General features: G+C 47.3%; 9 protein-coding genes. 2 read left to right on the top strand and 7 right to left on the bottom strand.

Annotation, left to right across the window (positions count from 1 at the left end):
• The 4 genes from VIM72_RS19205 to VIM72_RS19190 form a co-directional block, all read right to left on the bottom strand.
• The coding region (locus tag VIM72_RS19205; RefSeq protein WP_332004437.1) for a hypothetical protein at positions 1 to 857 on the bottom strand (857 nt) is incomplete at its 3' end.
• 43 nt (positions 858 to 900) lie between these two features.
• A complete protein-coding gene (locus tag VIM72_RS19200; protein WP_332004436.1) occupies positions 901 to 3,045 on the bottom strand; it encodes an OmpA family protein in 2,145 nt (714 codons plus the stop codon).
• 20 nt (positions 3,046 to 3,065) lie between these two features.
• Complete coding sequence (locus VIM72_RS19195) at positions 3,066 to 3,965, bottom strand: type IX secretion system membrane protein PorP/SprF (protein WP_332004435.1); 900 nt, start codon at positions 3,963 to 3,965, stop codon at positions 3,066 to 3,068.
• Positions 3,966 to 4,034: 69 nt separating this feature from the next.
• Entirely contained in the window at positions 4,035 to 11,255 is a 7,221-nt protein-coding gene (locus VIM72_RS19190) for a Calx-beta domain-containing protein (protein WP_332004434.1), read from the bottom strand.
• A 476-nt stretch (positions 11,256 to 11,731) separates the two neighbouring features.
• Between VIM72_RS19190 and ahcY the strand changes: the two genes are divergently transcribed.
• Both ahcY and VIM72_RS19180 read left to right on the top strand, forming a co-directional pair.
• On the top strand, positions 11,732 to 13,060 hold the full coding sequence (ahcY, locus tag VIM72_RS19185; protein WP_332004433.1) for an adenosylhomocysteinase: 1,329 nt from the start codon (positions 11,732 to 11,734) through the stop codon (positions 13,058 to 13,060).
• A 97-nt stretch (positions 13,061 to 13,157) separates the two neighbouring features.
• Complete coding sequence (locus VIM72_RS19180; RefSeq protein WP_332004432.1) at positions 13,158 to 13,889, top strand: pyridoxine 5'-phosphate synthase; 732 nt, start codon at positions 13,158 to 13,160, stop codon at positions 13,887 to 13,889.
• Between the two features lie 148 nt (positions 13,890 to 14,037).
• Here VIM72_RS19180 and lon read toward each other — a convergent pair whose 3' ends face one another.
• From lon to VIM72_RS19165, 3 genes are all read right to left on the bottom strand, one after another.
• Positions 14,038 to 16,440: an endopeptidase La gene (lon, locus tag VIM72_RS19175; protein WP_332004431.1), complete on the bottom strand. Its 2,403-nt coding sequence runs from the start codon at positions 16,438 to 16,440 to the stop codon at positions 14,038 to 14,040.
• Positions 16,441 to 16,667: 227 nt separating this feature from the next.
• The gene (locus VIM72_RS19170) at positions 16,668 to 17,288 is read right to left on the bottom strand and encodes a porin family protein (RefSeq protein WP_332004430.1); all 621 of its coding nucleotides are present in this window, start codon (positions 17,286 to 17,288) and stop codon (positions 16,668 to 16,670) included.
• Between the two features lie 112 nt (positions 17,289 to 17,400).
• Positions 17,401 to 18,309 carry a hypothetical protein gene (locus VIM72_RS19165; protein WP_332004429.1) on the bottom strand — a complete coding sequence of 303 codons (909 nt, stop codon included), beginning with the start codon at positions 18,307 to 18,309 and terminating at the stop codon, positions 17,401 to 17,403.
• Between the last annotated feature and the right edge of the window lie 2 nt (positions 18,310 to 18,311).

Below are 18,311 nucleotides of genomic sequence, written 5' to 3'. Positions count from 1 at the left end.
CCCAGGTCGTTCACCTTTATAGCGTTGAACTTACCATCTGCCGTACTGTATTCTTTATCAAATACTACCTGTCCTTCCGCATTCACTTTTGCAATACGGCTGGCGTTGCCGGTACCATAGGCGCCACCGCCCATTGCCAGTACAGCCCCGTCTTCCAGCAGCAACATCTTTTCAAATGTAGCCCCTGGTTTACCAAAGGAAAGCTCAAATTGTTTTTCTCCCTTTCCATCTACTTTTACCATATAAGCCTTTCCCTGTCCGTCGCCCACATCGCCACCTACAGCAACAATGTTTTCATCTTCATCGATCAGCACATTGGTAAAAACATTGTGCGCGCCAAAACCCTTGTCGAATTCTACTTTACCATCGGGCGACATCTTCGTGATGCGGGCCTGTGCCGGCTTGCTGCCATCCACTCCTACGGTAATATAGTTACCATGACGGTCGGTAATTACCCGGGTGAAATAACCACCCTGGCCGTTACCGATGCTCTTATCAAATATGACTTCGCCGGTAGCCGACAACCTGGTAATGCGTGCATTGCCATAGGCAATGGTGCCACCACCTACCGCTACCAGTTCATTTTTTGGCAGCAGCAACAAGTCCTGGTAAGCTACCAGTCCGCCTTTGTTCAGTTTGGCATTGTAAATAAGCGTGCCTGTGGCAGATAATTTGGTAATGCAACCATTATCTGTTCCGCCCCCGATGGCAACAATAGCATTGTTCTCCGCAATGGCCAGCTTCCTGTACTGGTTTTTGGGAGCGCTGAAACTCTTGTTAAACACAACAGGCATCTCCTGTGCGAAGGCCTGTGTGCCTACCGCCAGTAATAGCATTAGTGAGGAAAATTTGTTCATTTGTATTAGTTTGATATACGCTAAAAAATAACCGATAACTGGTTCATTGAATCCTGATCTCGCATCTTCTGTTAACGCCCTGCAGTTGTATAAAGTAATCCCTGTTCCCTTCCAGCCTGAGATTCCCTGCTATCCATACAGGACGTGTAGATCCGAAGTAATTGATCTTTACTTTATCCGGCGTCACGCCCCTGCTCAGCAGGCATTCCTGGATATATACCGCACGGTTCTTTGAAAGCGACAGGTTATACCGCTCGGTGCCAATAATATCCGTATGCCCGTTTACCAGTATGATCCGGTGGGGATTAGCCTTCCATATCCTGAAAATAGAATCCAGCTTACGCCATTCCTGGTCCTGTGGTATAAAGGAATTCAGGTCGTAGTAAATCACGCCGGGTACTTTCCACAGCGATTCCAATGCTTTTACAGTACTGTCTTTCATCAGCGTATAACCGGTGCCGTTAGATGCAGAGAAGCCTTTGCCTCCCTGTTGCCAGGACACCATTTCGGGGCTGCTGTAAGTTGCCCCGCCGGTAGCTGTTGCTTTGACCGAAGTGGTAACAGTGGCTGTTGAAGCAGTATTGGTACCGGGATGATCATTTTGCCAGGGAATCATTTCGGGAGAACTGTCTGTAATCTCGTTGGCCTCATCTGCCATGTTACGCCCGGGACTAACGGCAATGGCTACTGCGGGAACGGGTTTTGCCACAGCACTATCTGCCACCGGTGGTTGCACAGGGAGATTATCGTATTGCTTGGTTCCTACTAAAGTCAGCTGACGGCGGTTGTCCGTCTGGTTCATGGTATAAGGCACGCGGTCATCTTCTTTTACTGGCTTGCCGGGATAAGGCAGATCCAGCTGTTTCAAAGGATTTTTCTTCAGGTTCAGCACATAGATGTGATCATTATCATGCGCTCCTGAACGGTCTGATGTAAAGTATAGTAACAATTTGTTTTCATCCAGCACAGGGTTCAGATCATCAAACTGCGTATTCACAGGATAGGGCAAATGTACGGTTCCTTCTTCTGGTTTTTTAATATTTATCATGAAGATGTCCAGTCCACCAAACCCGCGAAGGCCATTGGAAGAAAAGAACAATTTATCACCCACAACAAAAGGATACAGTTCATTCCCGTTGGTATTTACCTGCGGACCCAGGTTCACCGGCGCTTTCCACCGTTTGGTCTCCTTGTCCCAGTCGGCGTAGTAAATATCTGTACCACCCTGACCGCCAGGCATATCCGATGCAAAGTACAAACGTTTACCATTCGGCGCAACAGACGGATGCAGGAAAGAATAAGTTTCCATGTTCTTCCCCAGCTTCACCGGCGCCGGCTTGCTCCACATATCATGCTCGGGCTGGTAAACAGCAGATAGCAACTGTGTACCATTGTTATAATTAATATAGGAGTTCTTGTCGTTCTTTACATCGGTAAACCGGTTGGAAGTATAGATCACCTTTTGCCCGTTATCAAAAAAAGAGGCAGGCCCTACCTGTAATACGCCACGCAGGCTGTTATTAAAAGGTTCTACACCATCCTCAGAGATCTGGTATAGTTTGGAGTTGGTATAGAAAGATTGCTGTTCATTTTTACGGATATCGTTGGAAAGAAATACGATGTTGTTCCGGTATAATGCAAGGCCATACTGGTAACCAGGTAAATTCAGCCGCAGGCTGTCTACTCTCACATTCTCCATGGAATCACGGTTAAAGAAGCTATAATAGTTCACCAGTGATTCTTTCAGGTTGGTAAAGCGGGCATTGTTCTTATAATTATTGGCATAAACCGCGCTGATCTCCTGCGCTTTCAATACCCTGCCGGTACGTTTCAGCAGATCAATATAATTGGTTACATCTGTTACCAGCACATCTTTTTCAGGCTTATACAGCAGCTCGTCGTACAGGCTGATCGTTTTCTCAAACTGCCTGGTTTCAAAATACACCCGTGCCAGTTGTAACTTTGCCCGGCGTAATATTTCCTCACTGCTGCCGTTATTGATCACTTCATTGCACAGTGAGATAGCTCTTTCATACTCCTGTCTTTTATAAAGCCGTTCGGCACGCTTTACCTTAGCCATACTGCCCACACCACCCAGCTGCACGCGATCCTTTACAAAACTGCAGGAAACAAACAGGGGAATAATACCCAGGAAAAGTATGAGGGAAGAGAATTTGTATTTTCGCATACCATTCTTGATTTTTAAATTTAGAAATAACGCGGCGCCACCACTTTCCACTTCGACCATGAGAAGCGGTAATTGATCATCACTTCATGCGACACCGTTTGAGCGCCTTTCAGGTTCGACTGCATAGGGGTATCATAAGAGTATCCTATCTGCAGGTTTTTGGTGGCCTGCACCTGCACCAGTCCCGTCACCGTTTTCTCGGAACGCCATGATGCACCCAGCCACACTACATTCTTCAGAAGGATATTGGCGTTCAGATCGTACTGGAAACCTGCTCCCTTCACCTGCCGCAATAACACGTTTGGCTTCAGCTTTACATCATCATTGATATTCACCAGGTAACCTGTTTGCAGGTAGTAGTGTGACTCCACCACTACTTTATTCACACTGTTGCCAAGATCAAAACTCTTGAAAGTAGGCGACGACAACCCTATAAAAAAGCGGTCTGTAAATAACATGAACCCAAAGCCCACATCTGTTTTCCAGTAACTCTGGTTCTGTGCAAACACCGGGTCGGTAGTGCTCAGTGAGCTGTTGTCTTCCTTAAAATGTGACATACCGCCCTTCAACCCCAGTGCCAGGTAAATCTTCTCATTCAGCTTCACACGCTGGGAAACATTCAGGTTCACCGCCGTCTGCGAATTCACCGTGATCTTTTCATTCATCAGCGATACGCCAAAACTGGTATTGGTAGCCTTAATGGGCGTATAAAAGGAAGCTGTGGCCGTTTTTGGAGCACCTTCCACTCCCACCCACTGGTTACGGCCTACCGCAGTAAGACTGGAAGATTCATCCATAGAAGGATAAGCCGGATTGATGATCATGCCGTTGAACATATACTGTGAGTACAGCGGTTCCTGCTGCGCAGCAACCTGCAGGCAACAGCACCAGCATAAGATAGTAACCCCTAAAGCTTTCATAAGGCGCTTTTTCATAGGTATCAGCTTAATTATTTTGTTCAGATACATCTGCTTCAATTCGTATAACCCTTACCGTTTTATCACCACAAACCCGGTATAACGTTCTTTCCTGCCATCTATCGTTACTTCAATATTGTAGAAGTAAGAACCATCCGGCACATCATTTCCCGCGCTGCCGCCGGCATTCGCCTTACCGCGGAAGTTCTTCGATTTGTTATCGTAGTGCTGCAGTTTAAATACAGTACCTCCCCAACGGTTAAATATCACCACTTCATTATCCGGGTACTTGTCTATATTCTCAATGTACATCACGTCATTTCCAATGCCATCGTTGTTGGGTGATAACGCCGGGTGCACCCGGATCTTACCGCTGTTGTTGTTAATCTGGCGGCCATCTGTGGTATATTTCTCCACGGAATCCGCCACGCCGTCACCATCAGAATCCAGGTCCAGGAAATTAGGGATACCATCTCCATCGGTATCATCGTCAAACGGATCCCCGTTGCCGTTGATATCTTCCTGTTTATCCGTCAGCCCGTCGCCATCCGTATCACAGCTGTTGCACATCGGATCATCATTCAGGATCACTCCTGTAGCTTTAAACGGCTCGCCTAAAGTAGGCGTATGCTGTCCGGATGGTACAGATACCGTGGTCATTTTCAGGATAAAGGTTTCATTCTGTTCAAAGGTGGTATCGCCTTTTATATTCACCGTTACCTGCCCGATGGTTTGCAGCGGAGCAATCACCGTTTGTTTGATGGTATTATCAAAGTCCACGCCCGGTGTAGCTTTGAAGTCCATATAAGGATAAGACACCCCGTCTGTAGATTCCTCAAAATCATAATTAATAGTGATCGGGCGGGAGCTTTGCCTGCTCAGTTGTACATTAAACCTGAGCGGTGTATTCTCGTTGGTATTCCCTTCTTTCACACTGAATTTATCGGCTGCAAAAGATAGCGTCAGCGGATCATTATCGGTGATCATTACACGTGCAGTGTCTGTGGCGCCGGCTTTGTATACCAGCGTGCTGTTACCGCTGATATATGGAAGTATGGCCGCCTTCAGGAATCCATCATCATCATTGATATCATTATCTCCGGTGGTGATCACAAATGAGTGTTGTTTCGCCAGTGCCGGCATACTGATAGTTAAAATATTACCGCTTACTGTTCCTTCACTAGCTGTAAACGTGCGCGCATCGTCCTGTGTAATGCGGAGCCTTACCGGCACATCATAGGCTGCGGATGCTGGCGATTTCAATGTAAACTTCACGCCACTTCCTTCTGCAGCGGTTGTTACTTCCGCAAATATTTCCACCGCCAGCGTATCATTATCATGAATGATCACATCGGCTGCCGCGCTGGCAGATAACGGCCAGGTAATGCCTGCCATGTTGCTGCTAACGGCGCCCAGCTGCACTTTCACATCTTCGTCCCCTTCTACTATATTATTATCGATCGGTGTTACTTTTATGTCGGCACCATTCTGACCAGCCGGTATCAGCACCGTGCCGCTCAGTTTATGATAACGGGCATCAGCAACGGCAGTACCACTTACCGTATAGGTAACGCTCACATCTTTCACGGCAGACAACTGTGTATCGGAGAACCTTACACGGAAGCCGCCAGGCATATCCGGCTCAGTGGCATCGGCTGTTTTGGTGATCATCATTTCACGGCCAGGGGCATTGCTTTCATCATCATGTACAATTAAAGTAACGGTGTCCTTATCATCCACATCCAGGGCAATGTTCCTGTTGAACCGCTTCATCTGCGCCAGCATGAGCGACATCCTCACCTGTTCATCTCCTTCAATCACCTTATTATCGATCACATTAACGGGAACGGATATACTGTTTTGTCCGGCTGGTATCACAGCTGAAGTTTGTACCGGCGCTATATTGGTAGTACCCGCTATGCTGCTCACATAGAACACAACTTTCACATCGGCCGCTGCAGTGCTGGTACCTGGTAATTTTACGGTATAGGCGCCATTGGTTGCCGGTTCTGCAGCATCCTTATCTTTCTGCAGTATTACCCGCATATCCCCGGTTTCAGGGATCAGCACCATGCCCGGCTGGGTAAGTGTATAACCTGTTGTTACCAGCTGTGCGGTAAACTGCAGTTGTTCATCTCCTTCCAGGATATTATCACCGGTTACTTTCAACTGGTATGTTTTATTATGCTCACCTGCCGCCAGGGTCACCTGTGCGGGTATCCCGCTGTAGTCCGCATCATCTGCAGTAGATGCTGTATTCCTGCTGATATTAATGATCACATCTTCTGATGAAGTGATCTGGCTGTTTACAAACCCGATCGTTACATCGCTGCCGCTACCTTCATGTATAACGGAGGAGTCTACACGCATTTCAATCTTCAGGTTATCAGGGTTCAGGCGGGTAGCATCATCAATAGTTACTGATAACTTATCTCCTTTCATTCCTGCAAAACCGTTTGGTTCGGCAGTGATCCACAACAGTTCCGGTTTCTCCAGTACCAGGTCTGTTTTTGCGGTAAAGGAGAAGGTAGCATCCGGGATACCTGCCGGGATGGTCACCGTAGCGGGTAACAGGTCAATATCCCCTGCTGTGGCCACTGATCCCGCACCTATATTTAATCTTACCACAATATCCTTGCTGGCAGTAACCCCTGGGGCCAGGCTTACTTTCACCTGGTAAGCGTTTCCTTCCAGCACTTTGGCGCCGGGTGTAACAGCGGTAAGATGTATGAAGCCGGTAACCGGGTCATCATGTGTTCTGTCTTTAATGGTAATAATTGTATCCTTTACAACAGCAGTACTGAAGGTGGCATCTGTAATGTTGCCTTTTAATACCACTGTTTCATCATCTTCCAGCACCAGGTCTTTCACTGCCTTCAGCGCAAAGCTGTGCGTACCTGTATGCTGCCCTTTTCTGATAACAATATCATAGGGAGATGGTAAAGCATTGTGGTCTGCACCTATCGCTGTGCTCAGCGCGTTGTCCTTTGTTATATGTATGGTAATGTCTTTACCCGCCTGCAGGTTGTTGGGCAGCTGTGCACTCAGTACGGCGCCGGCGCCGTTTTCATCAATGGCGGCAAGACTGCTGTTCAGCACTACAGGAGCCGGCAACGGGTACTGTGACGGATCATCGTTAATAGTGATCACCGGCTTGTTGATGGTAAAGGTGCTGATACCATCGGTAGCGCTGGCGTTAATGGTAAAGCTTTCCGGACCTTCTGTGAAGTTATCTTTACTCAGCTTCAACCCGGTAACGAAGTTGTTGCCGCTGTTCAGGTACACATCGGGCGCCAGCACATAATCCAATCCCGCTTCCGCATCGCCTACCGATTGTGGCAGCAATATATGTACGGGTACCTCCGTGGTAACACCCGCGGGCAGGCTCACAGTTAAAGCCCCGCTATCGCCTTCCGAAAGCGGCGTTTTCCAGGTGCTGATACTTAGTGCCAGGTTAGCGGCATCTGTACGGGTAAGATCCTGTATGGCCAACGGCAGGTTATTTACTGTATACCTGTTAGCAGTAGCATTTACCACCAACGCCTCATTCTTTTCCAACACCTTATCTGCTACTGTTTTCAGTAGTTCAAAGGTAGCGGTGGTTTGTCCCTGCTGCAATACATAGGAAGCGGCAGACATGGTATAATCGCCGGGGTTCTTAGCAGTAGTCACTACGTTATCAACCGCCAGCTGTACGCTTACATCTTTTGCAGATGCATATGGTACTGCTACCGTTACCATCACTTTATTTCCTTCCGGCACCAGTGTGGCATCGGGAGTAAGGGTCATTTTCCTGGCATTAGGTTGTTTCTCTGTATAGTCTTTTATAAATACGCCCGCACTGGTAGCCGGCATATTGCTGTTACCCTTATTACCATCAATCACCAGTGTACCTTCATCATCCAGTATGGCATTAGTGATGGCGGTAATAGCAGGAGCAGAAGCAGATGCTTGGGTATTGAGAATGGTAATGCTGGCCGGCACCGTAGTATGACGGGCATCTGCCACCGTAGAAGCAGCGGTATTCTTCAACAGGTTGATCACCCAGTCCTTGCCAGCTTTCCAGCCATGTGGGAAAGTGGCGGTAATAACTGCATTGCTGCCTTCATAAATGCTATCGGGCGCGCTGCTCAGGATCACCGAATCGCCCGCAGGGAAAGGATACTGCGCATCTTTAATGTTGATATCAACCGTAGCTGGCAGGAAGGTATACACGGTGCTCAACGCATCGCTCACCGCTGGTGTAAGATGGATATCTTCTGCGTCTTCCACCAGGATATCACCCGCTACTTTCAGCTCTGCTATACCAGATGCTCCTGTGAAAGAAGTGTCTGCAGGCAGGTAATAATCGGTATTACGTATAGCCGTGCCAGTGGCGCCGCCAAGTGTTACCTTGATCGGTATTTCAGTGGTTACACCGGATGGTAAATTAAAGCCAATATTATTGGTGCTGTTCTCATTCACTGCAGCTGTTGGCAATGTGAAAGTGAGTTTGGTTTTAGCAGGATCCCTGCGTGTGGCGTCATCAATAATAAGAGCGGTATCAGAAACAGTGTAACCGCTAAGCCCGGATACGCTGCCGGTCAGCGCCAGGCGTTCATCTTTCTCAATAATATTATCATCGCCTGCCGCATTTATAACGGTGTAGGTAGTAGTATAAGGAGATGCCGTGTTGGCCGGTAAGCGGATGGTATCTTCTGATATCCAGCCAAAATCAGTTACGCCTGCATCGGAGCCAACTGCATTTCTTTTCAACGCAATTACAATGTCTTTTGCGGAAGTATAACCCGCTGGCAATGCAATAGTAAACCGGGTGCTGTCGCCTTCATCCAGGTGATACTTCAGCGGGGCAATGGTCAATTGCTTCTGTGCTGGCGCAGTCTGGTCGTTAATAGTAAGCGTCAGGCTGTCTTTCACCAGGATACCGGCTCCCGGGGTGCTTCCTGTCAGTACCAGCGTGCGGGTATCATCAAATACCTGGTTGGCGCTGGCCCCCACCAATATGGTATCAGACAATGTTTTACCGGGAGAAATAGTCACTGTACCGGAAGGAAACGTATAGGTTCCCGGCGCAGCAGTAGAGGAAGCGCCCCGGGCGAAGTCCACCTGGATAGGTATTTCAGTACTAAGGCCCGCAGGCAGTTCCGCCCAAACGCCGGGCGAAGCGCCTTCATTCACACTGTTCGCGGAAATGTGTAAAATGATGGGCGTTGTCATAGGCAACTGCGCATCTGTAATATTCACTACATATGGTGTAACAGTAGTGGTGTAAGTAGTAGAGGGTATTGGATCAGAAGCGGAAAGTTCTATTTCTATTTTCTCCGTTCCTTCTATCGCATTATCAGCATTGATCTTGAATGGCACGGCCACCTGGCCTGCTCCCTGCGGAATAGTAACGGGGCCATTCAGCTCATAGTCCGTACCATCGGTAGCGGTAGAAGTACTTTTTTTATTAATGACCACATCAATGGGAAGGTCGGTGGTAACATCCTTTGGCAGGGAAATCGTTACCAACCCGGTGTATGGCTCTTTCAACAGGGTGGGATCATCCGTTACAAAAGACAGTATTGTCAGTGTAGGATCCAGCCTGGTAGCGTCTTCTATATGCAGGGATTTGGAAAAAGTTTGTGCCTGTCCCATTACCATTGCATCCGCTTTGAAATTCACCAGTTCATCTTTCTCCAGGATACTGTCTTTCACAGGTTTTACAGGGATGTTCACTCCATTGGAATCTACTTCTATATAGGCAACATTATCATAGGTAAAGTCCGATGCAACCGCCTCGGTACCGGCAGCTACAACAGAAATATCCACTCTGGTTCTTTCGGAGGCCAGCACTCCCGGCGGCAGCGTTACACGGATAGAGTCGGTGGTGCTGCCTTCGCGGATCTTCGCAGGGGCGGATAAGGTGATATTCCGTGGCTCATCGTCCTGGATCGTATAGGTACAGGTAGTTTGCCCGGTAATAGTTACCAGTTTGTTTTCGGTAACCGGCACCAGCTGGAAAGTCATATGCCGGCTGTATTCCAGGGCATTGTTACCGATGATCTTAATGTTACTTAATTGAATTTTATCGCCGGGAACATACGCCTTTGCGGGGATCATAAACCCGCCGTAAAAAGTAAAATCGGTGCCCTGCACGGCGTTATGCGATCCGCCCGACGGAGGCACCAGCGCCACTTTCACATACATCTCCGAAGTAATGGTGGCCGTGTTATTTACTACCAGGTATAAATTAGGTGAGGTGAGATCCCCGTTATTTCCTTCAGGACCGGTGGCAGAATCTTTCTCAAATGATACCGAAATAGGATCTGTATTGGTACTAAGCGGCGTTCCCTGCAGGTTAATATGCACCGGTGAATTATCATAGCCATAGTCAACCGCCACGCGGGTACCAACAGCTTTAGCGGTTGGCTTCATCCCCAGGTTGATAGCTGCAGCAAGCCCTTTGGTGGAAGTGTTCACACCGCCTTCATCGATCGCGTTTACCAGTTCCATGTTGTTAAACACCTGCCGGTCGCCCGCCGATTTCGCCACGTAGGAAGAAAATGTCGTATAGGCGTGATAGGTATGTGAAAACGTGCCAACCGTAGCATTGGGATACGCGGGATTATAGCCTGGAGGACGGATAAACCCGATGATATCCGGATTGGGGCCACCGCCGGGAGGGTTCATAAACCCTGTAGCGCTTTTGTTATTATCCAGTATAGGCGCCACGGGGTTGTCCTGCATAGTGGGAAATTCACTCAGGTACAGGTGAAATGTAGTGGAGGGCCGGGTATTGTAAAAAGTATAGTCCAGCACAAAGTAGCTGTTAGGCGCTACATAAGTGATGGTCATCAGTACGGTGAGATCAAAAGGGCCCCTGCCGAAATTTTCATAATAAGAAAGAGTGCCTGCCAGACAAACCTTATAAGGATCCGCCGCTGTACCGGCTCCCATCACCTCGGATATGTTTGTAAAATTGATATCAAGGGGTGAAGCCGTGAAAAAACCCGTGGTATTCTCCATCTTGAAATTGGAGCGGATGCCCATTACCGCACTGCTGTTCTCCTTCCTGGATTCTGATCTCCCATTCCTTGTAATTTCATAGGTACCATCCGCATTGATCTTTATCCTCAATCCATCGGTAAGCGTATTACCTCCCAGCGGGTTAATGGTAACCTGTGCCTGTACGCCCGTGCTTACCAGGAAAAAAGCAGCTATGAGGAAAACAGCCTGGTACAGGAATACATGGATACGATGGGGCATACCTTGCTTGATCAATTTCGTAGGATAGGAAAGGAGTAACATATAAGCGTGTAAATTTCTATTTATACATATAGATTTTAAGTCAAAAATGTGAAAAACAGTCCTTTGTAAAACCCTATATGCGGATCTCTTAAATTGGCTCTCCCCGGCAGGCATCTATATTGTTTCTTCTTCTCTTCTGATGAAACTGAAAAACCAGCCGCCGGCAATTATATTTATCTCTCTGATCATGTGGTGGTGGGTCCCAAAACGCTCTTATAGACGTTATTTATGATTTCTTTAATTATACTATACCCTTCCACCTGTAGCACATCTTCAAACAATTAAATATAAAATCATATATTTTAATTAGCAAATCTATAATAATATTTATATTAAATCAAATTATTTTATCTGGTAATAAGATAGCGGGCGGGAAGAGGTGATTAACAAATTTTTAGCGCTTATAATACCTTATATATGCATACGGGTTATGTTAAAAGTTAAAATAACCCTAGATTTGCAAAAAACAATTCAGAATGTCAACAATTGCAAAATCAAACATTGACTTTAGCCTCGGATACAAGGTAAAAGACATGTCTCTTGCGGCCTGGGGTCGTAAAGAGATTGAACTGGCAGAAGCCGAAATGCCCGGGCTGATGTCATTGAGAGAAGAATATGGTAACAGCAAACCATTGCAAGGTGCACGTGTTGCTGGTTGTTTGCATATGACTATCCAAACTGCCGTATTAATAGAGACCCTCGTGGCCCTCGGCGCTGAAGTGCGCTGGAGCTCCTGCAATATCTTCTCTACACAGGACCACGCTGCTGCTGCTATCGCTGCTGCCGGTATACCCGTATTTGCCTGGAAAGGTTTGAATGAAGCAGACTTCGACTGGTGCATTGAACAAACCCTGTTCTTTGGCAGCCCCGACCGTCCGCTGAACATGATCCTGGACGATGGTGGCGACCTGACCAACATGGTCTTCGATAAATACCCGGAGCTGATCCAGCATATCAAAGGATTAAGTGAAGAAACTACCACTGGTGTTCACCGCTTATACGAACGCATGAAAGCAGGTACTTTACCAATGCCCGCTATCAATATCAACGATTCCGTTACCAAATCCAAGTTCGATAACAAATACGGTTGCCGCGAATCCTGCGTAGATGCGATCCGTCGCGCTACCGATGTGATGATTGCAGGTAAAGTAGCTGTTGTTGCCGGTTTTGGCGACGTAGGTAAAGGTTCCGCTGAATCACTCAGAGGTGCAGGCGCCCGCGTAATCGTTACTGAAATTGACCCCATCTGCGCTTTACAGGCTGCAATGGAAGGTTATGAAGTAAAGAAGATGAACGACGCTGTGAAAGAAGCTGATATCATTGTAACCACTACCGGTTGCCGCGATATCATCACCGGCGAGCACTTCAAACTGATGAAAGACAAATGCATCGTTTCCAATATCGGTCACTTCGATATCGAAATTGATGTAGCCTGGTTAAACAAAAACTATGGTAACACCAAAGTGGAAATCAAACCACAGGTAGATAAATATACCATCGATGGTAAAGATATTATCCTCCTGGCCGAAGGCCGCCTGGTGAACCTCGGTTGCGCTACAGGCCACCCTTCTTTCGTAATGAGTAACTCCTTTACCAACCAGGTACTGGCTCAGCTGGAACTGTGGCTGCACTCAGAAAACTACGAAAACAAGGTATATGTACTGCCTAAACACCTGGATGAAAAAGTAGCCCGCTTACACCTGAAAAAAATCGGCGTGGAACTGGACGTACTCACTACTGCACAATCTGAATACCTCGGTATTCCTGCAGAAGGTCCTTTCAAACCAGACTACTACAGGTACTAGTTTTAAACGACTATCAAATACAAATGCAGCGGGGAAGAAGTCATTACTTTTTCCCCGCTGCATTTTTTGTAAAAGCTAAAAGCCGTAATTTTGCCGCATGACAAAGCTGAGTGTAAACATCAACAAGTTTGCTACCCTGCGCAACGCACGCGGCGGCAATCTACCGGATATACTAAAAGTGGCGCAGGATTGTGAACGCTTCGGCGCCGACGGGATCACGGTTCATCCCCGCCCCGACGAACGGCATATCCGCTACCAGGACGTAAGGGATCTGAAACCACTGGTAACAACGGAATTCAATATAGAAGGATATCCTTCGCAGGACTTTATGGACCTGGTGCTGGCCGTGAAACCCCACCAATGCACACTGGTACCCGATCCACCCAATGCCATTACCTCCAACACCGGCTGGGATACCATCGCTTACCAGTCCCAACTGAAAGATGTGATCTCCACCCTGAAAAAAGCAGGGATCCGTGTGTCCATCTTCCTCAATGCTGATGTATCCAAAGTAGAAGGCGCTAAAACCGCCGGCGCCGACCGTATAGAGCTTTATACCGGCCCCTACGCGGAAGAATATACGAACGCACGTACACAGCCGCAAAACCTGCAGCTGTTCAACGACTATAAAAACACCGCTAAAGAAGCCACCGCTATCGGCCTGGACCTCAACGCCGGCCACGATCTCAATCTCGATAACCTCCGCTTCTTTAAACTGCATATACCACAACTCAAAGAAGTATCCATCGGTCACGCACTCGTGGCTGATGCCCTCTACTTCGGCCTGGAAAATACCATCCAGCTCTACAAACGGCAACTCGCAGACTAATTATACCAAACAATAAAGCCATTCCGCATTTACGGAATGGCTTTATCAACCCTTAAAACAATCAACATGAAGTTCATATCGGGTCACAACTAAACCGGTATGAACATATATAGTTTGCCGTCATGACTGGCAGCAATGTTACGCCCTGTTACTTCTTTAATAACGCTATTTCCAGTACCTGGTTCATTTGCTTCACATAATGAAATTTCATCCCCTTAATGTAAGACGGGTTAATATCCTTGATATCTTTTTCATTTTGCCAGCATAGAATAATTTCACGGATCCCTGCCCTTTTGGCGGCCAGTATCTTTTCCTTGATACCGCCCACTGGCAGCACCTGTCCGCGGAGCGTGATTTCGCCGGTCATAGCCAGGTAGGATTTTACCCGGCGGCCGGTAAATACAGAAGCCAATGCCGTAAGCATGGTAATACCCGCACTGGGACCGTCTTTCGGCACAGCTCCTTCGGGCACATGCACGTGTACGCTCTTCTGTCCGAATTTCTTCGGATCCACTCCCAGTTCTTCTGCATGGGATTGCAGGTAGGTAAGCGCAGTAACTGCCGACTCCTTCATCACATTACCCAGGTTGCCTGTCAGCTTCAGCTCTCCCTTGCCTTCACTCAAACTGCTTTCAATAAACAGGATGTCACCACCCACATAGGTCCATGCAAGCCCCACTGCTACTCCCGGCGGATTGCCCACTTTATAGATCTCGTTGGAATAACGGGGTTTACCCAGTATTTGCTGCAGCCCTTCTTCGGTGAGCGCATCCGGCAGCTCCTCATCCATTGCTACCTGTTTGGCCAGGTTACGCATAATGGCGGCAAACTGCCTGTCCAGCTCACGTACACCGCTCTCCCGCGTATAATCAGCGATCAGCTGCTCAATCACGGTATTACTGATCTTTATCTTTGTATCCTTCAGACCATGCGCATCCTTTTGCTTGGGCAACAGGTGCCTTTTGGCAATCTCTACTTTCTCTTCAATGGAATACCCGCTCAGGTCAATGATCTCCAGTCTGTCGCGCAGCGCAGGGTGAATAGAGCTGATATTATTGGCGGTGGCTATAAACAACACCTTGCTCAGGTCATATTCCAGCTCCAGGTAGTTATCGTAAAAGGTGCTGTTCTGCTCAGGATCCAGCACTTCCAGCAGTGCTGAACTTGGATCGCCCCGCATATCATTGCCTATTTTATCAATCTCATCGAGGATCATCACCGGGTTCGATGATTTGATTTTGCGGATAGATTGTACCACCCTGCCCGGCATAGCGCCGATATAGGTTTTACGGTGCCCGCGGATCTCGCTTTCATCGTGTAAGCCGCCCAGGCTGAGACGAACATATTTACGGCCAACAGCATTGGCGATAGACCGTCCCAGGGAGGTTTTACCGATACCCGGAGGGCCAACGAAACAGAGGATGGGCGACTTCATGTCCCCTTTCAGTTTCAGTACAGCCAAGTATTCCAGGATACGCTCCTTTATTTTTTCCATGCCGTAATGGTCATGGTCCAGTATCTTTTTCGCCTTCTTCAGGTCATAGCTGTCGGTGGTATATTCGCCCCAGGGCAGATCCAGCATCAGGTCCAGGTGATTGTATACCACGCTGTAATCAGGCGTGCTCGGATGCATACGCTCCAGCTTCTCAATACCTTTTGCAAAAGCTTCTGCAGCGGCGGCCGGCCATTTCTTCTCTTCGGCCTTACGCTTCATTTCCTTCAGCTCCCGGTCGTTGGCATCTCCTCCCAGCTCTTCCTTGATCGATTTCATCTGCTGCTGCAGGAAATAATCGCGCTGCTGCTTGTCGAGGTCCGCTTTGGTTTTATTGGTGATCTTGTTCTTCAGCTCAGCCAGCTGCAATTCGGTTTGCAACAGCTTCATCAGCAATTCTGCACGGGTGCGCAGGTTGTTGATCTCCAGTAATTGCTGCTTTTCTTTCAATTCTGAATTGAGATTGGAAGAAACAAAATGCACCAGGAAAGAAGGATTCTCGATATTCTTCAGGATGATGCTCGCTTCCGAAGGCAGGTTGGGAGAAAGCTGTATGATCTGTCCTGCCAGGTCTTTGATGGAAGAAATATATGCTTCAAATTCTGAATCGTCTTCTGCCGCTTCATCATGCAACACGCTGATCTTCGCTTTGAAGTAGGGATCTTCTGACAGTATTTCATCTATCTTAAAGCGCTTGCGGCCCTGTATAATGATGGTAGTGCCGCCATCAGGCATCTTAATGAGCTTCACAATACGCGCCACGGTGCCCACTTCGGTCAGATCCGCTACGCCAGGATCTTCTATGGTACTGTCTTTCTGCGCCACCACCCCGATCGACTTGTCGGTTTTGTACGCATCGTTCACCGCTTTTATGGATTTGTCCCGGCCCACCGTAATCGGCAGCACAACACCCGGAAACAGTACTGTATTTCGTAATGGTAATAATGCCAGTTCATCGGGAATCTTTTCATCCTCCTGTCCTTCCCCGTCTTCATTCAAAGGGATAATAGGCATGAACTCCATTTCATCTTCCGAATTTCCTAAATAAAATCTGTTCATCTGAGATATTTAAAGCCTCATGAGGACATTCTGTCATACAACCAGGCAAAAGTCCTCTTTTTTTTATGTACCCCTATATTGTCAAGTTTGGTGCCAAGTGACGCTCTGGCAGTAACAGAAAAAACAGTTTAGTGGTTGGCATTTCCCACAAAAAAATGCAGCAAAGATCAAAGTATTCACTTTAATCTTTGCTGCATCATAAAAATTTAATGCGGAACGCGGATTTACTAGAAGGATACGCCTACGCCCAGCTGTATGCTCTGGTTCTTCCAGTTGCTGGTGTTGGTTACGCTGTTGATGTCTTTTACATCGTTAAAGCCTATCACATAACGGGCGCTTACATTAACGATAGGCAACTGCAGCCATAAACCGGCTACACCGGAAATATCGCCGCCTTTGAATGCTTCTTTGGCAGCACCCAATACTTTCTTATCACTTACCAGTGCGCTGAACTGAGGACCTACCTGGAGCTTTAAACGCGGGGTGCCCAGGTCAATGTTGGCCAGTAACGGAATGCTCAGGTAGCTCATGGTGATTTTCTTACCATTGTCTTCCAGGTTTCCGGTGTTGTAGATCTCACTGAAATCGTCTGTAGTTTTTGTTTTGGTAGAAGAAAATATCAACTCACCCTGAACTCCGAATCCTTTTACAAGGTTTACCTGGGCAAATCCACCGATGTGATAACCTAATTTAAACCCATCCTGGAAACCGGTACCATCCAGCTTTCCAAGATTAGCGCCTCCTTTAACACCAAAGCGCAGGAATTTTGACGTTTGTGCATTCACAGTTGACACGGTTGAAACAGCAGCTATCATCAGCACTGCTACGGCGAAAAACAGTTTTTTCATAAATTACGTATTGTTAGTAATGGTTAAAATATAGACGTCCGGGGTAAAAAATACCCCTATGTTGCAATTACATTTCCCGTAATTACAAATTCCGTGCTACTTGTTAAAGAAATCAAAAACTGTATAAAATCCGCGCCGTGAAATAGCTCATAATGCTTTGATCTGTACCGGTTAAGGGCTTGAATACCGTGTAAGATGGCGCCAGGTTAAGCCGGCCAACAAAATAGGATACACTGGTAGTAATATCTATTGCGCGGGGCTCAAACTCCGTATGGTCTTCGAAATTAAGTTCCTTTCCCTGGAGGGGCTTTGATTTTATCATCTGAGGCGACCTGGCAATATACTGGAATGCCTTGAGGTTACTGTAGTAATTGGCCGTTCCAAGCGTCATATTCACCGAAGGTGTTATCATCAATACATCAAACCTGCCCACCACTCCTGAAAAAATAAACGGATGCCTCACTGCTGCAATAATATTAAAATCATTTCCTCTCAGCGTTTCTTTGGTATGCAGTCCTTCCGACACATGCTTTCCCCAGCCGTAATCCAGGCTCAAACCGGGTTGCAGCCACCATTTACGGTAATAGAAATAAGCAAAAAGCTCGTTCCTGATAGGCGTGGCAGGAACATCTGAAGAATCGGCAAAAATATATTTCGTGTAAGATATACCGGTAAGGAAATTACGGTTCTTCGTATAGTCGTAACCGGCGGTAAGGTCCCATTCAAACCAGGGCTTGTTAACGGAATTAAAAAGATAATAGGCGCTTACCCCTGCATACAACCCGCTTTTGTGATAATAGCTCAAAGAAGGAGCAACGAACGTTTTTAAAACAATGGGCAGCTCGAAATTAGTCACTTTGCCGCCGTAAGCGGGATTATTTCCATACCCGATACCAGCCACTAGTTCGCTCTTCTGTTGTTTCTGCAACAGCGAATCGAGCTGCCGCTCCAGCTCTGCGAGGCTTTGTCCCGATGCTACACGGCTACATAACAACAGGAAAGTAAAGAAGTATAGGCGCATGT

The organism is Chitinophaga sp., assembly GCF_036569185.1.
Lineage (GTDB): Bacteria > Bacteroidota > Bacteroidia > Chitinophagales > Chitinophagaceae > Chitinophaga.
This window is presented reverse-complemented; position numbering and strand designations above follow the sequence as displayed.

Bases quoted from the DNA above. Each gene is read 5' to 3' on its own strand.
- VIM72_RS19180 (WP_332004432.1), top strand. From the start codon at position 13,158: ATGACAAAGCTGAGTGTAAACATCAACAAGTTTGCTACCCTGCGCAAC.
- lon (WP_332004431.1), bottom strand. From the start codon at position 16,440: ATGAACAGATTTTATTTAGGAAATTCGGAAGATGAAATGGAGTTCATG.
- VIM72_RS19200 (WP_332004436.1), bottom strand. From the start codon at position 3,045: ATGCGAAAATACAAATTCTCTTCCCTCATACTTTTCCTGGGTATTATT.
- VIM72_RS19190 (WP_332004434.1), bottom strand. From the start codon at position 11,255: ATGTTACTCCTTTCCTATCCTACGAAATTGATCAAGCAAGGTATGCCC.
- ahcY (WP_332004433.1), top strand. From the start codon at position 11,732: ATGTCAACAATTGCAAAATCAAACATTGACTTTAGCCTCGGATACAAG.
- VIM72_RS19165 (WP_332004429.1), bottom strand. From the start codon at position 18,309: ATGCGCCTATACTTCTTTACTTTCCTGTTGTTATGTAGCCGTGTAGCA.
- VIM72_RS19170 (WP_332004430.1), bottom strand. From the start codon at position 17,288: ATGAAAAAACTGTTTTTCGCCGTAGCAGTGCTGATGATAGCTGCTGTT.
- VIM72_RS19195 (WP_332004435.1), bottom strand. From the start codon at position 3,965: ATGAAAGCTTTAGGGGTTACTATCTTATGCTGGTGCTGTTGCCTGCAG.